Source organism: Streptomyces sp. NPDC050508 (assembly GCF_040655155.1).
GTDB lineage: Bacteria > Actinomycetota > Actinomycetes > Streptomycetales > Streptomycetaceae > Streptomyces.
On record NZ_JBFAJJ010000006.1, the window covers coordinates 206784 to 230292 of the forward strand.

A 23509-nucleotide genomic window follows, 5' to 3' on the forward strand; every position below is an offset into this window, starting at 1 on the left:
GCTCAGCGGATCGCGAAGCCGTCGTAGCCGCCGCGCGGTGTGTCCCAGATCTCGGTGACGCCATCCACGCGCCCGGGCGTGTCGTGCCCCTGGAGCCAGCCGAGGAGTCCTTCGCAGCCCTCACGCGACCCCTCCGCGACCACTTGCACGCGTCCGTCGCCCAAATTGAGAGCAAAACCACTCAGGCCCCCGATCTCCAGAGCCTTGGCACGGGTAAACCACCGAAAACCCACACCTTGCACACGCCCTCGCACCCAGGCGACCATCCGCACATCCTCGCTCATGGCTGCAACCTAACCGGCCAAAACCTCTCTGGGCACTTGCTCCCCTCGCGCCATGCGGTACCGTCCGCCCCAATGAATCTCATATGAAACTCACTCGATCGAGTGAGCTGGGTCACCGCACGGACGAGTTGACCGCAAGGACGAAAGGCAAGGACATGGGACGCCACCGACGCTCCGCCGCCGGCCGCGCCGCCACGAGCCGCGCCACGGGGGTCACAGAGACGCACGGCTCATACACGAGCGGCTACGACCCGCATGACTCGTACGACTGGAACGACCGATCTGACTGGAACGACCGCTCCGACTGGAACCCGGCCGACGGCTCGACGATCGGCATGGCGCCCTATCTGCACCCGGACGGTCCCGCAGAGTTCCACCCGAATCACCAGGCTCACGCGAACCACCAGGTCCGCGAGGTCCACACGAACCACGAAGTTCCGCCGAAGAGCGAAGCCCGTCTGAGGGCCGAGACCCGTCTGAAGGCCGACACCCGCTTGAAGAGCGAGGCCTACCTCTTCGCCACCGAGGAGGACTACGCCGTGGTCTTCCCCGAAGCGGCTGGTGCCTCCTCCCGGGGCGACGGCTCACGCCCGGGCCGTGGACGCCGTCGTAAGCGCAAGAGCGTGACGCCGGTCAAGACGGGCCTGATCGGTGTCTCCGCCGCGGTCGCCATCGGCACGGTGGCGGTCGCCACGGGCGCGATGCCCGGGCTGAACAACTACAAGCTCGGCGGTGGCGGCGGCTCGGACAAGGTGCAGGCCGCCGGCTCACCGTCCAACTCGGCGACCGAGCAGGGTGGCACCTCCGGCAGCGCGGAGTCCCGCGACGACGGCTCGTCCACGAGCCGTGACGCGAACCGTGCGGCCTCCCCGTCGGCGGCTCCGACCAAGTCCGCCACCGCGCCCGCCACGAAGGCCCCGGCAAAGAAGCCGGCGGCCACCCCGACCGAGAAGCCGACCACGACTCCCTCGGCGAAGCCCACCACTCCGACGCCCACGCAGTCCGCCGCCGCACCGGTGACGGTCTCCGCGGAGGCCGCCGCCGAGGCCGAGGTGCTCAAGCTCGTGAACGAGCAGCGGGCGCTCGTCGGCTGCAGCCCGGTGGCCGCCAACAGCTCGTTGACCGAACTGGCCGAGAACTTCAGCACGCAGATGGCCACCGAGGACTTCTTCGACCACACCGACCCCAGCGGGGCCACCCCGTGGGACCGGGCGGAGAAGCTCGGCATCACCAATCTCGGCGGCGAGAACATCGCCCGCGGCCAAGCCGACGCGGCCGCGGTCATGGACGCCTGGATGAACAGCGCCGGCCACAAGGCCAACATCCTGAACTGCGACTTCAAGACCCTGGGCGTGGGTGTGCACTTCGGCACCGGCGGCCCCTGGTGGACGCAGGACTTCGGGTACTAGTCCGAAGCCGTACGACACCGACAGAGGGAGCGCTAACCACTGGTTAGTGCTCCCTTTTGGTTAGCGCTGCGTTCGCGTACTGTTGAGAAATGGACACGACCCAGGAGCGTACGGAGGAGCAGAACTTCCCGTACAGCGTCTTCGCGAAGGCCTGCCCCTCCCGGGGCACCCTGGAGCACATCACGGGCCGCTGGGGCGGACTCACCGTGTGCGCGCTGCACGAGGGCTCGCTGCGCTTCAACGAGCTGCGGCGCCGCGTCGACGGCGTCAGCGAGAAGATGCTCTCGCAGACCCTGCACGCCCTGGAGCGCGACGGCCTGGTGCACCGCGAGGCCCAGCCGACCAACCCGCCCCGCGTGGACTACGAGTTGACCCCGCTCGGACGCGGAGTCGCCGAACGGCTGATGGGCCTCGTCGACTTCGTGGAGTCCCGCATGGACGACGTCCTCGCGGCCCGCACGCGCTACGACGAGACGCGCGGCGGCCTCTGACACTTCGGGCAGAAGTAGCTCGACCGGTTCATCCACGCCCGGCGGCTCATCGGCGTACCGCAGCGCCGGCACGGCAGGCCCTCGCGGCCGTAGGCGTCGAGCGAGCGGTCGAAGTAGCCCGACTCGCCGTTCACGTTGACGTACAGGCTGTCGAAGCTGGTGCCGCCCACGGCGAGGGCCGCGTTCATCACGTCCCGTGCGTGGCCCAGGAGTTCGGCGGTGCGCGGGCGGGTGAAGGTCGCGGTCGGGCGTTCGTAGTGGACGCGGGCCCGCCAAAGGGCCTCGTCCGCATAGATGTTGCCGACTCCACTGATCAACGACTGGTCGAGCAGGGCCCGTTTGATGGTCGTCCGCTTGCGGCGCAGGGCCTGGTGGAACAACTCGTCGTCGAACAAAGGGTCCAGGGGGTCACGGGCGATGTGCGCGATGACGTCCGGCAGCCCGTCCGGGGTGTTGTCGTGCAACGACAGCCCACCGAAGGTGCGTTGGTCGACGAAGCGGAGTTCCGTGTCGAGGGTGTCGGCGAACCGGACCCGGATGCGCAGGTGCTTCTCGTCGGGCAACTCGTGCGGCTGGACCAGGAGTTGACCACTCATCCCGAGGTGGGCGAGGACCGACTGGTGGGTGTCCTCCAGCGGCAGCCACAGGTACTTGCCGCGCCTGCTCGGGGTGCCGATGCGATGCCCCTTGAGGCGGTGCGCGAAGTCGTCGCCGCCGGCGACATGACGCCGTACCGCGCGCGGATGCAGCACCTCGGCCTCGGCGACGGTGCGCTGGGCGACCCACCGCTCCAGACCTCGCCGGACGACCTCGACCTCGGGCAACTCGGGCATGACATCCCCTGTGGCAACGGGTGAATGAGCCGAGCGCCCGTCCCACGCGGGGACGGGCGCTCGGGTCGCGCTGTTCGGTCAGGCGGACGCCGACGACGTGTCGGCGCTCTCCTCGGCAGGCTGCTCAGCGGCCTCGGCGGCGGTCTCGACGGCCTGTTGTTCGGCCGTCTCCTTCGCCTTCTCGGCGCGCTCGTCCGCGTCGGCCCGGATGGACCGCCAGGCGGACTCGGCGGCCTGCTGCTCCGCCTCCTTCTTGCTGCGGCCGGTGCCGGTGCCGTACGAGACGCCTCCGACGCGGGCGGCAGCAGTGAAGGTCTTCTCGTGATCGGGGCCGGTCTCCGTGACCAGGTACTCGGGGACACCGAGCCCCTCGGTCGCGGTGAGCTCCTGGAGACTGGTCTTCCAGTCCAGGCCGGCACCGAGGTTCGAGGACTTCTCGATGAGCGGGTCGAACAGGCGGTGCACCAGTTCGGAGGCCGCGTCGAGGCCCTGGTCGAGATAGACCGCGCCGATCACCGCTTCAAGGGTGTCGGCGAGGATGGACGCCTTGTCCCGGCCTCCCGTGCCCTCTTCACCACGGCCGAGCCGGATGAAGGAGCCGAGTTCCAGGCCGCGACCGACCTCCGCCAACGCACGAGAGTTGACCACCGCGGCCCGCAGCTTGGCCAGTTGGCCTTCGGGCAGGTCGGGGTGGGTCGTGTACAGCGTGTCCGTGACGACGAGGCCGAGCACGGAGTCCCCGAGGAACTCCAGCCGCTCGTTCGTCGGCAGACCGCCGTTCTCGTACGCGTACGAACGGTGGGTCAGCGCACGCACCAGAAGGGCGGACTCAAGGTGATACCCGAGCCGCCCTTCCAACAGCGTGTGAGACGAGGCCGTGTCCGCCTGTTTCTTGGCGACTGAGTCCGCCTTGACGTCAGACATGGAGCCTCTCACCAGCCGCTCAGACCTCGAGGACCTGGCGCTTGTTGTACGTGCCGCAAGACGGGCACGCGATGTGCTGCTGCTTGGGCTCGTGGCAGCGCTCGCACGCAACCAGAGGGGTGACCGCAGCCTTCCACTGCGACCGGCGGTGGCGCGTGTTGCTGCGCGACATCTTCCGCTTCGGAACAGCCACGGCTACTTCTCCTGCTTCTCGTTGGCGCGCGCCGGTCGGGGCGCTTCGCCACTGATCTCGTCCTTCTCGCCGTCTTCGAGTGAACCGGCGAGTCCCTGCAGTGCCGCCCAACGGATGTCGACGGCTTCGTGGTGGTGGTCCGGGTCGTCCGTGAGCCGCGCTCCGCACTCGGAGCACAGGCCCAGACAGTCGTCCTGGCACACCGGCTGCATCGGCAGTGCGAGCACCACCGCATCGCGCAGCACGGGTTCGAGGTCGAACAGGCCGTCCTCGATGAAGAGCCTGTCCTCGTCTTCCTCGGCGTCGTCGACCGGCTCCGCTTTGGGGCGGCCCCGGTCGTCGGCGTCAGGGTACGAGAACATCTCCTGGAATTCCGCTTCGAGCGGCAGCTCTAGCGGCTCCAGACACCTTACGCACTCCCCCTTGGCCAGTGCACGGGCGGTGCCTGTGACAAGCACCCCTTCCATGACCGACTCAAGGCGGAGGTCGAGCTTCAACGGGGCGCCTTCCGGCACTCCGATGACTCCCTGGATCCCGAGATCCTTGGGAGCGTCGATCGAACGGTTCAGGCGCTGCAGCGCACCAGGACGCCGACCCAGCTCGTGAGTGTCGAACACGAGAGGGTTGCGGTGGTCGAGGCGGGCGTTCAGAGCCATCCCTGTCTTTCGGTCTGCTGAGCTCAGGAGGACGCTGCCCTTCGGTGCTTCCGGGCAGCGTTGATCGCGGACGTACACGCGACCGAAGAACCAGGATACTGGACCTTTCGCTCACGGCCCAATCCGGTGGTTCCTTACAGGCCTCGACCCTGCTCGTACGCCCGCAGCTGCTCGGCGCTGATCATGCCGGTGTCGAAGAGGCTGGTCTCGTCGAGGGCGTAGCCCTGCTGAGCCTGTTGCGCCTGCTGGTCGAGCTGGGCCTGTTGCATCTGGTTCGGGTCGTACACGGGCTGCTGGCCGGTGTCGTAGCCCTGATAGGCGTAGGGGTCCGCCTGCTGGTACCCGTAGGGGTCCTGCTGCTGGGGCTGGACGTACCCCTGCTGCTGGTAGCCGTACGGATCCTGCTGCTGGGCGGTCTGCTGGTAGTCGTAGGCCGCCTGCGGGGCGTAGTCCTGCTGCTCGGGCTGGAGCGGGGTGTTCGAGACCGGGGTGTCCGTGACGGTCGCGAGGTCGGCGAGGTAGTCGGCGTCGCTGGTGTGCTGGACCTGGTTGCCGTCCTCATCGAGGGAGAGGGCGCCGAGATCGTCGCTGGCGAGCCGGCCGTGCAGCTTCTGGCGGCCCTTTCCTACGGCCTCCAGGGTCTTGGCGAGGACCGCCTCGAAGGCGCCGAGCTTGACGTCCACGTACGCGTCGGCGTCGCGGCGCAGGGTCTCCGGGTCGTGGCTGCGCTCGGGGGCGTCCTCGTCCTCGTAGCCCTGGTCGTCGATGCCCGGGCCGGTGCCGAGCAGCTTCTCGCGGCCCCGGCCGACCGAGCCGAGGGTCTTGGTGAGGACGACCTCGAAGTTCGCGAGCTTGGAGTCGACGTAGTCGTCGGCCTCCGCGCGGACCTCCTCGGCCTCCTGGCGGGCCTCGGCGAGGATGCGGTCCGCCTCGTTCTGCGAGCGGCGGGCGACCTCGGTGTCGGAGATCAGGGAGCCGCGTTCGGCGTGCGCGGTCTGGATGATCCGCTCGGCCTCCTGACGGGCCTGCTCGACCATCTCGTGCCGGCCACCGATCAGCTCCTGCGCCTCCGCCAGCGAGTCCGGCAGCGCCGAACGCACCTCTTCGAGCAGCGTGAGCAGCTCGGCGCGGTTGACCACGCACGAGGCCGACATGGGCATGGACCGGGCGCTGGAGACCGAGGCGACGATCTCGTCGAGCTTCTTCTGCACGTCCACCGTGTGCTCGCCACTCTCTACCGACGTGTTGGAGACGGACGGATCGACTGTACGACCACTCCCGTCCCGCCGGACACCGGGTGACGCACTGTCAGTCCCTCAGGCCTTGCCGATCCGGCCCTTGAGCGCGTCCAGGACCACCGGCGGCACCAGGTGGGAGATGTCGCCGCCCCACTGCGCGACCTCCTTGACCAGCGAGGAGGAGAGGAAACTGTAGGTGGGGCTGGTCGGGATGAACAACGTTTCGACGCCCGAGAGCCCGTTGTTCATCTGGGCCATCTGCAGTTCGTAGTCGAAGTCGCTGACCGCGCGCAGGCCCTTGACGATGGCGGGGATGTCGCGCTGTTTGCAGAAGTCGACGAGCAGGCCGTGGTAGGCCTCGACCTGGACGTTGCCGAACTCGGCGGTGACCTCGCCGATCAGGTCGATCCGTTCGTCGACGGTGAACAGGCCCTTCTTCGACTGGTTGATCATCACCACGACGTGCACGACGTCGTAGAGCCTGGAGGCACGGGCGATGATGTCGAGGTGTCCATTGGTGATGGGGTCGAACGACCCCGGACAAACGGCGCGGCGCAACTGAGTTCCCTCGCTCTCCGGTCCGGTCATCGTGCGTCTTCGCACGTAGAGGCGGCGCGACCGTACCAAAAGGTCCCCTCGCCGTAGCGACGGGCCCGGATCGCTTCGAAGCCGTCCGGCCACCCGAATTCGCCGCCTCTGGTGCTGCGCTCCACGGTGACGAGCGCGTCCGGCGCGAGCCAGCCCCCCGACCGGAGTGTGAGGAGAATCTCCCGAAGATCGTGATCTGGGACAACGTACGGCGGGTCGAGGAAGACGATGTCGTACGGGTCTGTCGGCGCCGGTGCCTGGACGACCTGTTCGGCTTTGCCCGCCCTGACCTCGGCGCCGGGGAGGCCGACGTTCTTGACGTTCTCCTTGATGACGCGGGCGGCCTTCGCGTCGGCCTCGACGAGGAGGGTGTGGCTCGCGCCGCGGGAGAGGGCTTCGAGGCCGATGGCGCCCGAGCCCGCGTAGAGGTCGAGGACTCGTTCGCCGTTCAGGGGGGCGCCGAGGAGGGACTGCCAGGTGGAGAAGAGGCCTTCGCGTGCGCGGTCGGAGGTGGGGCGGGTGCCGGTGCCTGGCGGGACGGCTAGTCGACGTCCGCCGGCTTCGCCGGCGATCACGCGGGTCATCTTGGATCCTTGGTGGTGGGCGGCTTCAGGTTTCATTGTGGCTGGTCGCGCAGTTCCCCGCGCCCCTGGGTGGGGCAGCCTCAGCCCTTTTCCAAGTACTGCTCCCTTTCCTCGTCCAAGAGGGCGTCCAAGGCCGTACGCAGGCCGGGAAGTCCCGTCAGCTCCGGATCGGTCGCCACCACCGCCGTCGCCTCCTCCCTCGCCTCCGCGATGATCTCCTCGTCCTCGATGACCGACAGCACCCGCAGGGAGGTGCGGGCGCCGGACTGGGCCTGGCCCAGCACGTCACCCTCCCTCCGCTGCTCCAGGTCAATGCGGGAGAGTTCGAAGCCATCGAGTGTGGACGCGACGGAGTTGAGGCGCTGACGGGCCGGGCTCGCCTCGGGCATCTCGGTGACCAGGAGGCAGAGGCCCGCCGCGGAGCCTCGGCCCACTCGGCCGCGCAGCTGGTGGAGTTGGGAGACGCCGAAGCGGTCGGCGTCCATGATGACCATGGCTGTGGCGTTGGGCACGTTGACGCCGACCTCGATGACCGTGGTGGCGACCAGGACGTCGGTGTCACCGGCGGCGAAGCGGCGCATCACCGCGTCCTTGTCGTCGGGGTGCATCCGGCCGTGCAGCACCTCGATCTTCAGCCCCTGGAGGGGGCCCTTGGCGAGCTGGGCGGCCACGTCGAGGACAGCGAGCGGGGGGCGCTTCTCGGCCTCGTCCTCGGGGGACTTCTTCTTGCCGGCCTTCTTGGGGTCGTCGTCCTCGTCGCCGATGCGTGGGCAGACGACGTACGCCTGGTGGCCGTTGCTCACCTCCTCGCGGACGCGCTCCCAGGCGCGGGCCAGGAAGTGTGGCTTGTCAGCGGCGGGGACGACATGGCTGGCGATGGGTGAGCGGCCGGCCGGGAGCTGGTCGAGGACGGAGGTCTCCAGGTCGCCGAAGACCGTCATGGCGACCGTGCGCGGGATGGGGGTGGCGGTCATGACGAGGAGGTGCGGGGGTTGTTTGCCCTTGCCGCGCAGGGCGTCGCGCTGTTCGACGCCGAAGCGGTGCTGTTCGTCGACCACGACCAGGCCCAGGTCGTGGAACTGGACCTTGTCCTCGATCAACGCGTGCGTGCCGATCACGATCCCGGCCTCGCCTGTGACGAGATCGAGAAGCGCCTGACGGCGGGCGGCCGTCCCCATCGAGCCGGTGAGCAGCGTGACCTTGGTGGCCCGCTCGGCTCCGCCCAGCATTCCGCCCTCGGCCAGCTCCCCCATCATCTCGGTGATGGACCGGTGGTGCTGCTGAGCGAGCACTTCGGTGGGCGCGAGCATCGCGGCCTGGCCGCCCGCGTCGACGACCGCGAGCATGGCGCGGAGGGCGACCATGGTTTTCCCCGATCCGACTTCCCCTTGCAGCAGCCTGTGCATCGGATGCTCAGTAGCCAAGTCGTCGAAGATCTCCTTGGAGACCTTCACCTGGCCGTCCGTGAGGGTGAAGGGGAGGCGGTCGTCGAAGGCGGTGAGCAGGCCGTCGGGGGACGGTTTGCGGGCTACCGCCGGGAGTTGGGCGTCGGCGTGGCGGCGGCGGGCGAGGGCCACCTGGAGGACGAAGGCCTCGTCCCACTTGAGGCGGTCGCGGGCGGCTGCGATGTCCGCCTTGGTGTGGGGGCGGTGGATCTTGAGGAGGGCCTCGGGGAGGGAGACCAGGCCGCGGCCCTCGCGGAGAGAGTCCGGGAGGGGGTCGACGGCCTCCTGGGCGCTGGGCAGTGCCGTCTGGAGGGCCTTGCCGATCTTCCAGGACTCCAGTTTGGCGGTGGCGGGGTAGATGGGGATCAGGGTGCCCGCCCAGGTCTCGACCGTTTCCTCGGCGTCGCCCTTCAGCAACTCGTATGCCGGATGCGCGAGTTGCAGGCGGCGGTTGAAGACGGAGACCTTGCCGGCGAACATCGCGCGCGTGCCCGGCAGCAGTTCCTTGTGGGGTTTGTGAACTCCCGAGCCGAAGAAGACGAGTTGGAGCCGGCCGCTGCCGTCCGTGATCGTGACTTCGAGGCGCTGGCCCTTGCCCCGGGGGGCCTTGCTGGACGCGAAGGTGTGCAGGCGGGCGTCGGCGACCTGGGCGACCACGGTGACGTGCTCGTCCATCGGCAGCTCGGCGAGGTGCGTGAGCTGGCCACGCTCCTCGTATCGGCGCGGGTAGTGGTGCAGGAGGTCGCCCACTGTGTGCAGGCCGAGATGCTCGGCCATCACCTTCGCGGTGGCGGGGCCGAGCACCTTTTTCAGGGGTTCTTCCAGTGCGGGCACGAGATCCATTGCACACCACGCCACTGACAATGCCGTATACGTCTTGTGAAACCCCTGGTCAGGTGGGTCGTTCGGGCTCTAGGATGGCGCGCTCCGGCCATCCCCCGCGGTCACCGCCTCACAGGGACCGCCCGACCCCGCGCCGTTCGCACCTCCCCCCACCTCGGCGCTGCGACGATGGACTCCCAGACCTCACAGTCATCCCAGGCATCCCAGTCACCTCACACGTTCCAGGTCGACCTGCGCGGTTTGGTGGACCTGCTCTCCCATCACCTCTACTCCAGCCCCAAGGTCTATCTCCGCGAGCTGCTGCAGAACGCCGTGGACGCGATCACCGCCCGCCGGGCCGAGCAGCCCGACTCCCCTGCCCTGGTGCGGCTCTACGCCGACGGGGGCACCCTGCGCGTCGAGGACTCCGGCGTCGGGCTCACCGAGGCGGACGTGCACAACCTCCTCGCGACCATCGGCCGTAGCTCCAAGCGGGCCGACGGGATCCAGGAGGTCCGCTCCGAGTTCCTGGGCCAGTTCGGCATCGGGCTGCTGGCCTGTTTCGTGGTCGCCGAGCGGATCCGGGTCGTCAGCCGTAGCGCCCGTACGCCCGACGCGCCGCCCGTGGAGTGGACGGCGACCGACGACGGGTCGTACACCGTGCGGACCCTGCCCGACACCGAGCATCCCGAACCGGGCACCACCGTGCACCTGGTGGCGCGTGCCGGGGCCGGTGAGTGGCTCACCAAGGAGCGGGTCCTCGCGCTGGCGCGGGACTTCGGGGCGCTGCTGCCGTACGACGTGCGGGTGGACGGCGAGGCGGTCACCGACCTGCCCGCCCCCTGGGACCGGTCGTACCCGAGTCCCAGCACCCGGAGAGTGGCGCTGGCCCGGCACTGTCACGAGCTGTTCGGGTTCACGCCGTTGGACTCGATCGAGCTGTCCGTGCCGCTCGCCGGGATCCGGGGGGTGGCCTATGTGCTGCCGTCGGCGGTGAGCCCGGCGCAGCGTGCCACGCATCGGGTGCATCTCAAGGGCATGTTGCTGACCGAGCGGGCCGAACAGCTGCTGCCCGACTGGGCGTTCTTCGTGCGCTGTGTGCTCGACACGGACAGTCTGCGGCCCACGGCCTCGCGCGAGTCGCTGTACGAGGACGAGACGCTGGCCGCCGTACGGGAGGCGCTCGGGGAAAGGATTCGCTCCTGGCTGACCGGGCTCGCGGCGGGTGATCCGGAGCGGCTGGCCGCGTTCCTGTCGGTGCACCACCTGGGGGTGAAGTCCCTGGCGCGGCACGACAAGGAGATGCTGCGCACGATGCTGCCGTGGCTCCCCTTCGAGACGACCGACGGACGGGTGTCCCTGGAGGAGTTCGCGCAGCGCCACCCGGTGGTGCACTTCACGCGGACCGTGGAGGAGTACCGGCAGGTCGCCCCGATCGCGTCCGCGCAGGGCATCGGAGTGATCAACGGCGGTTACACCTACGACGGCGAGCTGGTCGAGGCGCTGCCGTCGGTGCGCCCGGGGACGGTGGTCGCCGAGTTGGACTCGGACACCGTGACCGCGCACCTGGACTCGGTGGACCCGGCCGAGGAGCTGGCGTTGGCGGACTTCCTGGCCGCTGCGCGGGCCAAGTTGGACCCCCTGGGCTGCGATGTCGTCCTACGGGCCTTCCATCCGCTGTCGGTGCCCGCGCTGCACCTGGACGACCGGTCCGCCCGGCACGAGCAGGCCCGCGCGGAGGCCGAGGAGCAGGCCGACGACCTGTGGGCGGGCATCCTGGGCTCGCTGCGGGGCAGCGCGCCACGCGCGCGTCTCGTGCTCAACCACCTCAACCCGCTGATCCGGCGGATCAGTTCGCTGAGGGACCGGGACCTGATCGGGACGGCCACCGAGTCGCTCTACGGGCAGGCACTCCTGATGGCGCAGCGACCACTGCGTCCCGCCGACTCGGCACTGCTGAACCGGGCGTTCATCGGCCTCCTGGAATGGGCCACACACGGGGAGAACGACCACTGATGACAGGGATCACGAACTTCGACGCGCTGCGCCGGGCGATGGCGGAGAACTCCGAGGAGCCGGAGGGACCGGCCCGCAACGCGCGCGCGGAGCAACTGCTCGTCGAGGCCGAGAAGTTGGAGATCCCCCTCGCGGTGATCGAGGCGCTCGGACACCAGCTGAAGGTCTACAACTACAGCTCCGAGAAGGACAAGATGTTCGTCCCCTTCGCGCGACTGCTGCGCATGTGGGACGAACGGCCCGAGGACTTCGACGAGTACGAGGTCCACTCGCTGCACTGGGTCTTCAAGTGGATGTCGTCCGGCATGCTCGGGCAGCCGCACATCCCGCTCGCGTCGATCGAGAAGTGGCTCGGCGAGATGGAGCACCGTTACCGGCTGGCCGGGCACTCCGAACGGGCGGTGCGCAGCGCCGAGTTCAGCGTCGCCGCGCACGTCGGGGACCTGGCGCGGGCCGAGCGGGCGTACACGGCGTGGCTGGCCGCCGACCGGGACACCATGGCCGACTGCCACGCGTGCGAGCTGCACAGCCAGGGCGAGTGGCAGGTGAAGCGGGGCCAGGACGCGGAGGCGCTGGAGCGGTGGGGGCCGGTGCTGGAGGGCGAGTTCACCTGCGCCCACGAACCGCACACCGTCCTCGCGTCCTCCCTGGCCCCGCTGCTGCGCCTGGGGCGGGCCGACGAGGCGCGCGCCCATCACCTTCGGGGTTTCCGTCTCGTACGGCCCATGGAGAGCATGCGGGGCGCGTACGCGGACCATGTGGAGTTCTGCGCGCTGAGCGGCAACGAGGCGCGCGGTCTGGAGCTGCTCGCCGAGCGTCCGGCGTACTTCACGGACTCCGGGAATCCGGGCAGCGGGCTGGACTTCCTGTCCGTGGTGGCGCTGCTGATGGACCGGCTGACCGAGCTGGGGCTCGGCGAGCAGCAGGTGCCCGGGCCGGCCGGCCGTGAGTGGACGGCACGCGAACTCGCCGTCCACGCGCGCGCGGAGGTCCTCGCCCTGACCGCCCGCTTCGACGCGCGCAACGGCACGACGTACGTCGGCGACCGGGCACGCGCGCGTATGGATCAGCTCCCCCTGGTGGAGCGGCTGCCCTTGGGGGTGCGTTCGGCGGGCCGGCCGGTCGCGGCACCGGTGCCGAACACCACACCTGAACCCGCCCCGGAGAAGGACCTCTCCGAACTGCTCACGGAGGCGCGGCGGCTGTCGGACACGCTGCAACCGCACGCCGTGGAGGCCTGGTTGGCGGTCGCCCGCGCCGCCGAGGGCGTCGAGCTTGCCGCCCTGGACCGCGCCGAGATCGCCGACCACCAGGCGATGGACCGGGGCCCCGAGGGCATCGCCCTCTTCGAGCGCGCCGCCGAGCTGTACACCGAGGCGGGCGACCCCGGGGAGGCGCTGGCGGCACGCGCGCGTGGAGCGTACGTACGCGCGCTCACGGGCGAGGTCGACGAGGCGCTCGCGGCAGTCGCCGAGCCGTACGACGGGGTGCTCGCGCTGTACGCCGAGGACGCCACGGGCGTACGGCAGGCGGCGGCCGTGCTGATGAGCCGGGCTCGCATCCTGATGCGGGGTGTGCACGACGACCCGTCGGGCGACTCCCCCGACAGCGAGGTCCTGGCCGCCGCCGAGGCCGCCGTCCGCGAGGTGCTGGCCCTGGTCGACGGGCAGCCCCTCCCAAGTGGCGTGGCCGATGTGCGGCTGGCCGCGCGAGGTGCCGAGGGGCAGGCGATGCTGGCCGAGCTCGCGGTGCGGGGCGGGGACGTGGAGACGGCCGTACGGCTGTTCGCGAAGGCCTCGACGGCGTTCGTGGGCGCGGGGCTGCCGTGGTTCGCGGTGGAGTACGAGGCCCGGTCGGCCGGGCTCGCCCATCACCTCGGTGACATCGCGGAGGCGGAACGGGCGCTGCGGGCCGCCTTGGAGCACGGCGGGCCGTATCTGGAGGCCCCTGGGCGGGCCCAGCTGCATCTTCAGCTCGCCGAGGTGCTCGGCGGCCGGGGCCGGTCCGAGGAGGCGGCGGAACATGCCCTGGAGGCCGCGCACTGGTCCGACGAGGCGGGCGAGGGCCCGACGCTGGGCGCCTGGGCGCGGCACCAGCTCGGCGGCTTCCTGCTGCGCCAGGGCCGGTGGGCCGAGGCCGCGGAGGTGCTGGAGTCGGCGCTGCCCGACCTGACCGAGGAAACGCACGGCGACGGCGCGGTCGTACAGACGAAGTGGTGGCTCGGGGACTGTCTGAGCGAGCTGGGCGAGCACCGGGCGGCGGCCGAACGGCGGTTGCAGGCGGCCGAGATCGCCCGACACTGGCCCGAGCAGCACGACCACGCGACGCTGGCCCACCTCGCCGCCGAGTCCCTGGGCCACGCGGGACTGCACACCGAGGCGGACCAGGCGTACACGCGCGCGGGCGACCTGTGGCGTTCCCTCGGGAACGTGCACGGGCTCGTCCGCTCGCTGCGCGCCCGCGCGTGGCTGGCGCTGCGCTCGGACGGAGGCCTGGACGGCGCACGGGAGTTGATGGGAGGCGCGGTCGAGGAGTGCGAGGCGGCGCTGCTCGTGACGGACGACGAGGAGGCGCGGCAGCGGCTCACCGGTGAACTCGGCCACACGCACCGCCAGTTCGGCGAGCTGCTGGCCCGTTCCGTCGCCGAGGAGGCCGAGGACACCGCGATCCAGGCCGCGTTCGAGGACGCCCTGACGGAGACGGCCAAGGCGGTCACCGTCTTCGCCGCCCTCGGGGAGGGCGCCGTGCACACCCGCACCGGCGCCGAACTCGCCGCGGGCTGGCTGGAGGCCGACCTCAGCCGTCCCGCGGACGCGGCGGCACGCGCGCGTGGCGTGCTGAAGGCCTACGAGGGTGCCGACGACGGCGACGAGACGGTACGGGCCCGTCGCGCCGAGGCGGAGCAGCTCCTCCAGCTGATGGAGGAACAGACCGAGAAGTAGGGGTGGTTGGGGCCTACTCCACGCCGATGAGCAGCAGGGCGCCCTGCCGGCCGCCCCGGTACACCACCGTGTCGACCGCGAGATACGACTCGCGGACGTGGATCTCCAGGATGTCGGCGACGCTCACGGGGGCCTCGTCGCCGAGGACGAGCGTGACCAGTTCGCCGCCGGCCGCGAGCATGCGGTCGAGGACGGCCCGGGCGGTGGCCGTGACATCGGCGCCGATCACCGCCACGTCGCCGTCGACGAGGCCCAGGACGTCCCCGGCCTGGCAGATGCCGGCCATGGTCCAGGACTGGCGTTCCGCGACGGCGACCTCGGCGTAGCGGGTCGCGCCCGCTGCCGAGGTCATCGCGACGACGTCCTCGTCGAAGCGGCGCTCGGGTTCGTGCACGGCGAGCGCGGCGATGCCCTGGACCGCGGAGCGCGTCGGGATCAGCGCGACCCGGATGCCCTCGGCACGGGCCTGCTCGGCCGCTGCCGCTGCGGTGTGGCGCAGGTCCGCGTCATTCGGCAGCAGCACCACCTCACGCGCGTGTGCCCGCCGTACGGCCGCGACCAACTCCCCGCTGGCAGGCGGCTCCCCGGGGCGCGCGAGCACGGTGGTCGCGCCGGCCTCGCCGTAGAGCCCCGCCAGCCCCTCGCCGGGCACCACGGCGACGACGGCCCGCTGGGCACGCTCCCGGGGCGGTCGTTCGGCACCGGTGGTGTGGACGTCACCGAGCCCGAAGTGCGTGATCCGGATGCGGTACGGCCGTCCGGCCTCGACGCCCGCCTCCACGGCGGCGCCCGCGTCGTCCACGTGCACATGGACGTTCCACAGACCGTCGCCGCCGACCACGACGAGCGAGTCGCCGAGGGCGTCCAGCCGCCGGCGCAACCGCGTCACGGCGGTGTCGTCGGCCTCCAGGAGGTAGATCACCTCGAAGGCGGGGCCGCCCTCCTGGGGTGCCTCCGGGCCGTCCTCGCACAGGACGACGTCGGTGACATCGATGGCATCAGGAGCACCGGAAACCAAAACGGCCTCCACGCGTGCGTGCACCCCCGAAAACGCGAAGACCGGTGCCTCCCCGGTGAACGTCGCCACCAGCGCGGCCAGCACCGCCACCAGCCCCCGCCCGCCCGCGTCGACCACTCCCGCCCGCTCCAGGACGGCCAGCTGCCCCGGGGTCGCGGCCAGCGCCGCGCACGCTCCGTCGTAGGCGGCCCGCGCCACGGTCCCGCAGTCGCCCTCGGCCTCGTCGGCGGCGTCGGCCGCCGCGGAGGCGACCGAGAGGACCGTGCCCTCGACCGGGTGGGCGACGGCCTGCCGGGCGGAGTCGGCCGCGTGCCGCAGCGCGAGCCGCAGCCCCTCCCCGTCCGTGTGAGCCGTCTCACCGTCGGCGGCGAGCACCTGGGCCATGCCGCGCAGCAGCTGCGCGAGGATCGTCCCGGAGTTGCCGCGCGCCCCTATGAGCGCCCCGTGGGCCATCGCGCGGACGGCGTCGGCCAGCGGCGGCTTCTGCTCGGTCAGGGTGCCGTGTCCGGCGAACACCGCCTCGACCGCGGCGACGGCCGACTCCACGGTCAGGTAGAGGTTGGTGCCGGTGTCCCCGTCGGCCACCGGATACACGTTGATCGCGTCGATCTCCTCGCGCGCACGCCCCAGCGTCTGCAGCGCGAGACCGCACCAGGTACGCACCGCGAGAGCATCGAAGAATGTCTGCGGCACCTGCGGCACCTGCGCCTCCTTGAGCTGCTGGACTGGCACGCAGCGTAGACCCCGGAGCGGGTCGGGCCCGAGGAGGGCCGGAGCGGGCCCCCGACCAGGCATGGTAGTTTCGTTGTACTGGCGCGGTCGTTGTATGCTGCTCCGGTTGCCCGATCCCGATCGGGCCATCCCCCCTGGCAGCGCCACTCAGATCTTACGATCTCGATTCCGGCATGCCGGGATCATCCGTAAGTGCATCTGTGCATCTGAAGTCTTTGGAGTGACCCGTGGCTGCCAACTGCGACGTCTGCGGCAAGGGGCCGGGCTTCGGCAACAACATCTCGCACTCGCACCGCCGTACACCGCGTCGCTGGAACCCGAACATCCAGCGCGTTCGTACCGTGGTCGGCGGGACGCCGAAGCGCGTGAACGCTTGCACCTCGTGCATCAAGGCCGGCAAGGTCTCGCGCTGACGTACTGCTAGCGCGCGGCCACTGCTGGTTCGCTGCATCGAGCCGGTCCACCTCGTGTGGGCCGGCTTTTTGCCGTGCCCTCTCAGGAATCGCCGCGCTGCAAAGCCCACCCGTGATCCACCGGCCCGATCCCCCCGCCTAGCGCGAACCCCGCCGCGATGGCCCCGGTGACGTACTCCTTCGCCGCCGTCACCGCCTCCGGCACCGACTCCCCCTTGGCGAGCTGCGAGGCGATCGCCGAAGCGAGCGTGCAACCGGTCCCGTGGGTGTGCCGGTTGTCGTGCCGGGGTGCGCGCAGCCAGTATTCCTCCGAACCGTCGGTCAGCAGATCCACCGCGTCACCCGGCAGATGACCCCCCTTGATCAACACCCAACGCGGCCCGTACGACAGCACGGCCGCCGCGGCCTCCCGCAACTGCCCCTCCGTCTCGACCCGTACGCCGGTCAGCTGAGCCACCTCGTCGAGGTTCGGCGTCGCCACGGTCGCCACCGGCAGCAGCTTCGTCCGTACGGCGTCCAGTGCGGAGGCCGCCAGCAGCGAGTCCCCGTGCTTCGAGATGCCCACCGGGTCGACGACCGCCGGGGCGTCCGTGTCGCCGATCAACCCCGCGACCGTCTCTACGAGTTCGGCCGACGCGAGCATCCCGGTCTTCACGGCCTGTACGCCGATGTCGTCGACGACGCTGCGGTACTGGGCGCGCACCGCCTCCGCCGGAAGCTCCCAAGCGCCTTGCACACCGAGGGAGTTCTGCGCGGTGACCGCCGTGACGACGCTCATGCCGTGCACGCCGAGCGCGAGCATCGTCTTCAAGTCGGCCTGGATTCCGGCCCCTCCGCCGGAGTCGGAGCCGGCCACCGTCAGTACAAGAGGCTTCACGACTCGATGTCCCCGAAGTGGTCCCAGCCGCCCTTGCTGGTCCACGGCGCCCCGTCCACCGTCACCTGGGGCAGCGCCGACGGGTTGAGGACCTCGCCGATCACCTTCCAGCGGGCCGGCAGTTTCACGTCCGGTGCGAAGGTCGCCACGATCGCGTGGTCCTCTCCCCCGGTGAGCACCCACTGGATGGGGTCGACGCCGACGGCCTGCCCGATGTCGTGCATCTGGGTCGGGATGTCGACGGCGCCCGACCGGATGTCGATCCGGACCTTGCTGGCCTCCGCGATGTGCCCGAGGTCGGCGATCAGCCCGTCGCTGACGTCGCACATCGAGGTCGCGCCGAGCCCGGCCGCCGCCGGACCCGCGTGATACGGCGGCTCGGGGCGCCGGTGCGCCTCCACGAACGCGCGCGGCGAGCGGAAGCCCCGCGACAGCACCGCGTACCCGGCCGCGGACCAGCCCAGCCAGCCGGTCACCGCGACCACGTCACCGGGCTGCGCGCCGCCCCGGGTGACCGGCTCGCGGCCCCGCAGATCGCCGAGCGCGGTGATCGACACCATGATCGTGTCGCCTCGTACGACATCGCCGCCGACCACCGAGGCGCCCGCGACCTGGCACTCGTCGCGCAGGCCGTCCATCAGCTCCATGGGCCAGGTGACCGGGAGTTCGGCCGGCACGACGAGACCGAGGAGCAGTGCGGTCGGTACGGCGCCCATGGCGGCGATGTCCGCGAGGTTCTGCGCGGCGGCCTTGCGTCCGACGTCGTAGGCGGTGGACCAGTCACGGCGGAAGTGCCGCCCCTCCAGCAGGATGTCGGTGCTCGCCACGACCCTGCGGTCGGGCGCGGCGACGACCGCGGCGTCGTCGCCGGGGCCGACCCGGACCGCGGGGGTGGTGGTGAGCCGGGAAGTGAGCTCCCTGATGAGCCCGAACTCCCCCAACTCACCGACGGTGCCCTTCATCGTTCGTCCTCTTCTCGTGACGGCAGCGCCCGGTCGCGAGCCGTCGGTGTGCTCGGTACGGTCGAGGTGACCGTCAACTTCAGTCGTGCCCGCACCCCGGCACGGGGGTCCGGCGCTCCGCGGGTCTCCCCGCGGCGAGCGGCGACGCGATACCGTGGCGTTCCTTTTCCCCACATGATCCTCGTGGCCGCCCTGGAGGTTCCGTGGTACAGGCGTACATCCTGATCCAGACGGAGGTCGGCAAAGCGTCGACCGTCGCCGAGACGATCAGCAAGATTCCTGGAGTGATCCAGGCCGAGGACGTGACAGGACCGTACGACGTGATCGTGCGGGCCCAGGCCGACACGGTCGACGATCTCGGCCGCATGGTGGTCGCCAAGGTCCAGCAAGTGGACGGCATCACCCGCACCCTGACCTGCCCGGTGGTGCATCTGTAGCCCCCGTCTACCCTTGGCCGGTGAACTCTCTCCGTCACCGGCACCCTTCTGTCCTCGGGCTGCCCGTGCTCGCCCTGCTGATCACCGCTGCGGGCTGCTCCTCAGCAGACGACAGCGCGTCGGCGGCGGTTCCCTCACCGGGCGCGAAGGTCACCGGGCTGTGCCGGAATCTGAACAAGGTGCTGCCGTCCGAGGTCGACGGCCAGGGCCGCCGCGATCCCGAGCCCGCGTCCGCGCTGACCGCGGGCTGGGGGAACGCGGCGATCATACTGCGCTGCGGTGTCGTCAGACCCGCGAAGATGAACGACCCGGAGGCCGACGGCGTCGAGGTGAACGGCGTCGGCTGGCTCCTCCAGAAGGAGGACGACGGCTCCTTCCGCTTCACCACGACGCTGCGCAGGGCCTACGTCGAGGTGACCATCCCGAAGGACCGCACCGGAGACGGCATGGCGCCCCTGGTCGACCTGGCGAAGGCCGTCAAGAAGGCGATCCCCGCAGGGATCGCCGACTAGTTCAGCGCAGTCCGGTCGAGCGGCGCAGCGCCGCCTGCACCAGCAGGTCGACCAGCTCCACGTAGGAGACGCCGCTGGCCTGCCACATCTGCGGGTACATGGAGATCGGCGTGAAGCCGGGCATCGTGTTGATCTCGTTGATGACGAACTCGCCGTCTTCAGTAAGGAAGAAGTCCGCCCGCACGAGCCCCTCGCAGGAGGCCGCGTCGAAGGCGTCCACCGCGAGCCGCTGGACCTCGGCGGTCTCCTCCGGCGTCAGCGGGGCGGGCACGATACCGGGGGTCGAGTCGATGTACTTCGCCTCGAAGTCGTAGTACGCGTGCTCCTGGGGCGGCGGGATCTCGGCCGGCACGCTCGCGCGCGGCCCGTCCTCGAACTCCAGGACCCCGCACTCGATCTCGCGGCCACGCAGCGCGGCCTCCACGAGGATCTTCGGGTCGTGCCGCTGGGCCTCCGCGATCGCCTCGTCGAGGCCGGCCAGGTCGTCGACCTTGGTGATGCCGATCGACGAACCCGCGCGCGCGGGCTTCACGAACAGCGGCCAGCCCTGCTCTCCCGCGAAGTCGATGATCTTCTTGCGGGCGGCGGACTCGTCCCGCTCCCACTCGCGCGGCCGGATCACCACGTAGGGGCCCACCTTGAGGCCGAACGAGGTGAACACCCGCTTCATGTACTCCTTGTCCTGGCCGACGGCCGAGGCGAGCACACCCGCGCCCACGTACGGCACACCGGACAGCTCCAGGAGTCCCTGCAGGGTGCCGTCCTCGCCGTAGGGGCCGTGCAGGACGGGGAAGACGACGTCGACCTCGCCGAGGGCCTTGGGCACGGATCCCGGTTCGCTGACGACGACTTCACGGTTTCCGGGGTCGAGCGGGAGCAGCACGCCGCCCTCGCTCGACTCGGCGAGTTCCTCGACGTCGGGCGTACGGCGGTCGGTGATCGCCATCCGCTCCGGGGCGTCGGCGGTGAGGGCCCAGCGGCCTTCGCGGGTGATGCCGATCGGCAGGACGTCGTACTTGGTCCGGTCGATGGCCCCGAGGACGGCGCCGGCGGTGACCACGGAGATCCCGTGTTCGGAGCTGCGGCCGCCGAACACGACGGCCACACGCGGCTTGCGAGGCGGCTGCTCAGGGTTCTGGGAGAGGTTCTCGGTGCTCATATCGCGATGAGAGTACCCGGTGGTAGCGCTTTGAGTCAGCGTCCGTTGACGGCAGGCGGTTCGTGCAGCGCCCCGTAAGGGGCGCGGGGAACTGCGCGAGAAGCCACGACGGCGCAGCAGTGATCCGACGGCACAAGGCACCCCCCACCCAGCAGAGCGCTCATCGGCGTTCCGGCTTGGCGCTGCGCGACATGAGCTCCTTGACGGCGACCACCGGCGACTTCCCCTCGTGCACGATCTCGAACACCGTCTCGGTGATCGGCATATCGACATCGTGCCTGCGGGCCAAGTCCAGCACGGACTCACATGACTTGACCCCCTCCGCGGTCTGCTTCGTGACCGCGATGGTCTCCTGGAGGGTCATGCCCTTGCCGAGGTTCGTGCCGAAGGTGTGGTTGCGCGACAGCGGCGAGGAGCAGGTCGCCACCAGGTCGCCCAGGCCCGCGAGCCCGGAGAACGTGAGCGGATCCGCACCCATCGCGAGCCCGAGCCGGGTCGTCTCGACGAGACCGCGCGTGATGAGCGAGCCCTTGGCGTTGTCCCCGAGCCCCATGCCGTCGGCGATGCCGACGGCGAGCCCGATCACGTTCTTCACCGCGCCGCCGAGCTCGCAGCCCACGACGTCGGTGATGGTGTACGGCCTGAAGTACGGCGTGTGGCAAGCGGCTTGGAGCCGGCGGGCCACGGCCTCGTCGGTGCAGGCGACCACCGCGGCGGCCGGCATCCGGGAGGCGATCTCCCGTGCGAGGTTGGGCCCGGAGACCACGGCGATACGGTCCCGGCCGACCTTGGCGACGTCCTCGATGACCTCGCTCATCCGCATGACGGAGCCGAGCTCGACACCCTTCATGAGCGAGACGAGGACCGTGTCGGGCGCCAACAGGGGTGCCCAGTCGGCCAAGTTGGCGCGCAGCGTCTGCGAAGGGACCGACAGGACGGTGAAGTCGGCGTCGGCGGCGGCCTCGGCGGCGTCGGTGGTGGCCCGCAGGTTCTCCGGGAGTTCGACACCGGGGAAGTAATCGGGGTTCGTACGCGTGGAGTTGATGGCCTCCACGACTTCCGCACGACGTCCCCACAGCGTGACCTCGCACCCCGCGTCGGCGAGCACCATGCCGAAAGCCGTGCCCCACGAACCGGCGCTGAATACAGCCGCCTTGACCGGCTTGCTCACGTGCCCTGCCCCTCTTCCTGTTCGACCTTCGCCTCGACCTGCTCTGTCTCCCGGGCGGTCCTGCGCCGCTGCTCGATCCGCTCGCGGCGCGGGTCGTAGGGCGTCTCGGGCGCCTTCGCGCCACGGATGTCCTCCAACAGGCGGGTCACGTCGGCCATGATGACCTCGGTCGCCTCCTTCAGGAGATCCGGGGTCATGTCCTTGCCGTAGAAACGCGTGAGGTCCACCGGCGGGCCCGCGAGCACATGGTGGGTCTTGCGCGGAAAGACGTGGAGCTTCTTGGCGTACGGCGGCAGCAACTCGTTGGCGCCCCACTGCGCTACGGGAATCACCGGGCACTGCGTCTGCAGGGCCACGCGCGCGGCACCGGTCTTGCCGGTCATGGGCCACTGGTCGGGGTCCCGGGTGATGGTGCCCTCTGGATAGAAGGCGACGCATTCACCGCGCTCCACGGCGTCGATCGCGGCGCGGAAGGCGCTCAGCGCATCGGTGGTCTCGCGGTAGACGGGGATCTGTCCGGTACCGCGCATCGCGGCGCCGATGAATCCCTTCCGGAATAGCCCGCTCTTCGCCAGGAATCGCGGAACGCGCCCGGTGTTGTACTGAAAGTGAGCGTAGGCGAAGGGGTCCACGTGCGAATTGTGGTTCACCGCGGTGATAAATCCGCCCTCGGCCGGAATGTGCTCCATTCCGCGCCAGTCCCGGTTGATCAGAACCACCAGCGGTGGTTTGCAGAGGACCGCAGCGAAGCGGTACCAGAACCCGATTCTGCGGCGGGGCACGCGAACACCTTCCTCTAGGACCTGGGGTGCCGCACAAGTGTCGCCCCAGGCCGTCGGTCTGTCGAGAACACCGTACGCCCCGCCACCGACACCGCCAGGGGCGCCGGGTGACAATGGCCGCGACAAGAGAGGGACGGAACGCTCGTGCAGTGGACCTTGGTCATACCCCTGAAGTCTCTGGCGCGAGCCAAGAGCAGGCTCTCGGACACGGCCGGCGACGGGCTGCGCCCCGGCCTCGCCCTCGCCTTCGCCCAGGACACCGTGGCAGCCGTGCTGGCCTGCCCGGCGGTCCGCGATGTGGCGGTCGTCACGGACGACGCCCTGGCCGGGCGGGAGCTCGCCGCGCTGGGCGCCCGTATCGTCGCCGACGAACCGGGAGACGGCCTGAACGCCGCTCTGCGGCACGGGGCGACGGTCGTGCGGGTTTCCCGCCCCGAAAGCGCGGTGGCGGCGTTGAACGCCGATCTGCCGGCCCTGCGCCCCGCGGAATTGGCCCGGGTCCTGGAGGCGGCAGCTGAATTCCCGCGCGCTTTTCTCCCGGACGCGGCCGCAATCGGCACCACCTTGCTCACCGCACGAGAGGGCCGGGAATTGCGTCCCGCATTCGGCACGGATTCCCGCGCCCGCCATCGCGCCTCCGGGGCGAGGGAACTCACCCTGGACGCGGTGGATTCCGTACGACAGGACGTGGACACCGGTGAGGATCTGCGGGCCGCACTGGCCCTCGGGGTGGGGCCGCGCACGGCGGCAGCGGCGGCGGGGCTGCTGATTCCGGGACAGCCGTAGACAGTGGCCGGGCAGTAGGCTGCGCCCCATGCAGGCGACCGCTTACACCTACGACGCCGGGACACGCACCGGCAGTGTGCTGCTCGACGACGGGACCCCGGTGTCCTTCGGCGCCGCCGCGTTCGACGCGGGCGGGCTGCGGCTGCTCAGGCCGGGACAGCGGGTGCGGATCGAGACCGCGGGACCGAAGGACGCGCCGAGCATCACGCTCGTGACGCTGCAGACCTTCTGAACG

General features: G+C 70.5%; 24 protein-coding genes. 9 read left to right on the plus strand and 15 right to left on the minus strand.

Annotated elements, in window-relative coordinates:
* Positions 1-2: 2 nt before the first annotated feature.
* Positions 3-284: an acylphosphatase gene (locus AB0I69_RS19175; RefSeq protein WP_363096816.1), complete on the minus strand. Its 282-nt coding sequence runs from the start codon at positions 282-284 to the stop codon at positions 3-5.
* A gap of 155 nt (positions 285-439) precedes the next feature.
* Here AB0I69_RS19175 and AB0I69_RS19180 point away from each other — a divergent pair, with 155 nt between their 5' ends.
* Together AB0I69_RS19180 and AB0I69_RS19185 are read left to right on the plus strand one after the other, a co-directional pair.
* Positions 440-1693 (plus strand): CAP domain-containing protein, encoded by a 1254-nt coding sequence (locus AB0I69_RS19180; protein ID WP_363096817.1) that lies wholly within the window; start codon positions 440-442, stop codon positions 1691-1693.
* 89 nt (positions 1694-1782) lie between these two features.
* Complete coding sequence (locus tag AB0I69_RS19185; RefSeq protein WP_363096818.1) at positions 1783-2184, plus strand: helix-turn-helix domain-containing protein; 402 nt, start codon at positions 1783-1785, stop codon at positions 2182-2184.
* On the opposite strand, the gene mutM is transcribed toward AB0I69_RS19185, so the two are convergent.
* The 8 genes from mutM to recG all read right to left on the minus strand — a co-directional run bounded on the left by mutM (position 2157) and on the right by recG (position 9488).
* Entirely contained in the window at positions 2157-3017 is an 861-nt protein-coding gene (gene mutM, locus AB0I69_RS19190; protein ID WP_363096819.1) for a bifunctional DNA-formamidopyrimidine glycosylase/DNA-(apurinic or apyrimidinic site) lyase, read from the minus strand. The genes AB0I69_RS19185 and mutM overlap by 28 nt on opposite strands.
* A gap of 78 nt (positions 3018-3095) precedes the next feature.
* Positions 3096-3953, minus strand: a complete 858-nt coding sequence (rnc, locus tag AB0I69_RS19195) for a ribonuclease III (protein ID WP_363096820.1) — start codon at positions 3951-3953, stop codon at positions 3096-3098.
* Positions 3954-3960: 7 nt separating this feature from the next.
* Positions 3961-4134, minus strand: coding sequence for a 50S ribosomal protein L32 (rpmF, locus tag AB0I69_RS19200; protein ID WP_015657589.1), 174 nt, complete (start codon positions 4132-4134; stop codon positions 3961-3963).
* Positions 4135-4136: 2 nt separating this feature from the next.
* On the minus strand, positions 4137-4790 hold the full coding sequence (locus AB0I69_RS19205) for a DUF177 domain-containing protein (RefSeq protein ID WP_363096821.1): 654 nt from the start codon (positions 4788-4790) through the stop codon (positions 4137-4139).
* 134 nt (positions 4791-4924) lie between these two features.
* Positions 4925-6007, minus strand: coding sequence for an ATP synthase F0 subunit B (locus AB0I69_RS19210; protein ID WP_363096822.1), 1083 nt, complete (start codon positions 6005-6007; stop codon positions 4925-4927).
* Positions 6008-6106: 99 nt separating this feature from the next.
* Complete coding sequence (coaD, locus tag AB0I69_RS19215) at positions 6107-6586, minus strand: pantetheine-phosphate adenylyltransferase (RefSeq protein WP_363097118.1); 480 nt, start codon at positions 6584-6586, stop codon at positions 6107-6109.
* Between the two features lie 26 nt (positions 6587-6612).
* Positions 6613-7236, minus strand: a complete 624-nt coding sequence (gene rsmD / locus AB0I69_RS19220; RefSeq protein WP_363096823.1) for a 16S rRNA (guanine(966)-N(2))-methyltransferase RsmD — start codon at positions 7234-7236, stop codon at positions 6613-6615.
* 44 nt (positions 7237-7280) lie between these two features.
* Positions 7281-9488 (minus strand): ATP-dependent DNA helicase RecG, encoded by a 2208-nt coding sequence (gene recG, locus AB0I69_RS19225; RefSeq protein WP_363096824.1) that lies wholly within the window; start codon positions 9486-9488, stop codon positions 7281-7283.
* A gap of 168 nt (positions 9489-9656) precedes the next feature.
* Here recG and AB0I69_RS19230 point away from each other — a divergent pair, with 168 nt between their 5' ends.
* Both AB0I69_RS19230 and AB0I69_RS19235 read left to right on the plus strand, forming a co-directional pair.
* Positions 9657-11483 carry an HSP90 family protein gene (locus AB0I69_RS19230; RefSeq protein ID WP_363096825.1) on the plus strand — a complete coding sequence of 609 codons (1827 nt, stop codon included), beginning with the start codon at positions 9657-9659 and terminating at the stop codon, positions 11481-11483.
* Positions 11483-14425: a tetratricopeptide repeat protein gene (locus tag AB0I69_RS19235; protein WP_363096826.1), complete on the plus strand. Its 2943-nt coding sequence runs from the start codon at positions 11483-11485 to the stop codon at positions 14423-14425. Before AB0I69_RS19230 ends, AB0I69_RS19235 begins: the two co-directional genes overlap by 1 nt.
* 13 nt (positions 14426-14438) lie before the next feature.
* On the opposite strand, the gene AB0I69_RS19240 is transcribed toward AB0I69_RS19235, so the two are convergent.
* Positions 14439-16145: a DAK2 domain-containing protein gene (locus AB0I69_RS19240; RefSeq protein ID WP_363097119.1), complete on the minus strand. Its 1707-nt coding sequence runs from the start codon at positions 16143-16145 to the stop codon at positions 14439-14441.
* A 257-nt stretch (positions 16146-16402) separates the two neighbouring features.
* On the opposite strand from AB0I69_RS19240, the gene rpmB reads away from it, so the two are divergent.
* Positions 16403-16588 (plus strand): 50S ribosomal protein L28, encoded by a 186-nt coding sequence (rpmB, locus tag AB0I69_RS19245; RefSeq protein ID WP_004924906.1) that lies wholly within the window; start codon positions 16403-16405, stop codon positions 16586-16588.
* 82 nt (positions 16589-16670) lie between these two features.
* Here rpmB and thiD read toward each other — a convergent pair whose 3' ends face one another.
* Both thiD and AB0I69_RS19255 read right to left on the minus strand, forming a co-directional pair.
* Positions 16671-17465: a bifunctional hydroxymethylpyrimidine kinase/phosphomethylpyrimidine kinase gene (thiD, locus tag AB0I69_RS19250; protein ID WP_363096827.1), complete on the minus strand. Its 795-nt coding sequence runs from the start codon at positions 17463-17465 to the stop codon at positions 16671-16673.
* A complete protein-coding gene (locus tag AB0I69_RS19255) occupies positions 17462-18427 on the minus strand; it encodes a thiamine-phosphate kinase (protein ID WP_363096828.1) in 966 nt (321 codons plus the stop codon). The genes thiD and AB0I69_RS19255 overlap by 4 nt, the downstream gene beginning before the upstream one ends.
* Before the next feature lie 203 nt (positions 18428-18630).
* On the opposite strand from AB0I69_RS19255, the gene AB0I69_RS19260 reads away from it, so the two are divergent.
* Together AB0I69_RS19260 and AB0I69_RS19265 are read left to right on the plus strand one after the other, a co-directional pair.
* Positions 18631-18864, plus strand: a complete 234-nt coding sequence (locus tag AB0I69_RS19260) for an Lrp/AsnC ligand binding domain-containing protein (RefSeq protein ID WP_003997603.1) — start codon at positions 18631-18633, stop codon at positions 18862-18864.
* 20 nt (positions 18865-18884) lie between these two features.
* On the plus strand, positions 18885-19376 hold the full coding sequence (locus AB0I69_RS19265) for a DUF3515 domain-containing protein (protein WP_363096829.1): 492 nt from the start codon (positions 18885-18887) through the stop codon (positions 19374-19376).
* A 1-nt stretch (position 19377) separates the two neighbouring features.
* On the opposite strand, the gene AB0I69_RS19270 is transcribed toward AB0I69_RS19265, so the two are convergent.
* The 3 genes from AB0I69_RS19270 to AB0I69_RS19280 all read right to left on the minus strand — a co-directional run bounded on the left by AB0I69_RS19270 (position 19378) and on the right by AB0I69_RS19280 (position 22488).
* On the minus strand, positions 19378-20535 hold the full coding sequence (locus AB0I69_RS19270) for a D-alanine--D-alanine ligase family protein (RefSeq protein WP_363096830.1): 1158 nt from the start codon (positions 20533-20535) through the stop codon (positions 19378-19380).
* 160 nt (positions 20536-20695) lie between these two features.
* Entirely contained in the window at positions 20696-21706 is a 1011-nt protein-coding gene (locus tag AB0I69_RS19275) for an NAD(P)H-dependent glycerol-3-phosphate dehydrogenase (RefSeq protein WP_363096831.1), read from the minus strand.
* The gene (locus tag AB0I69_RS19280; protein WP_363096832.1) at positions 21703-22488 is read right to left on the minus strand and encodes a lysophospholipid acyltransferase family protein; all 786 of its coding nucleotides are present in this window, start codon (positions 22486-22488) and stop codon (positions 21703-21705) included. Before AB0I69_RS19280 ends, AB0I69_RS19275 begins: the two co-directional genes overlap by 4 nt.
* 144 nt (positions 22489-22632) lie before the next feature.
* On the opposite strand from AB0I69_RS19280, the gene cofC reads away from it, so the two are divergent.
* Positions 22633-23274 carry a 2-phospho-L-lactate guanylyltransferase gene (cofC, locus tag AB0I69_RS19285; protein WP_363096833.1) on the plus strand — a complete coding sequence of 214 codons (642 nt, stop codon included), beginning with the start codon at positions 22633-22635 and terminating at the stop codon, positions 23272-23274.
* Positions 23275-23302: 28 nt separating this feature from the next.
* The gene (locus tag AB0I69_RS19290; RefSeq protein WP_363096834.1) at positions 23303-23506 is read left to right on the plus strand and encodes a hypothetical protein; all 204 of its coding nucleotides are present in this window, start codon (positions 23303-23305) and stop codon (positions 23504-23506) included.
* Positions 23507-23509: the final 3 nt, after the last annotated feature.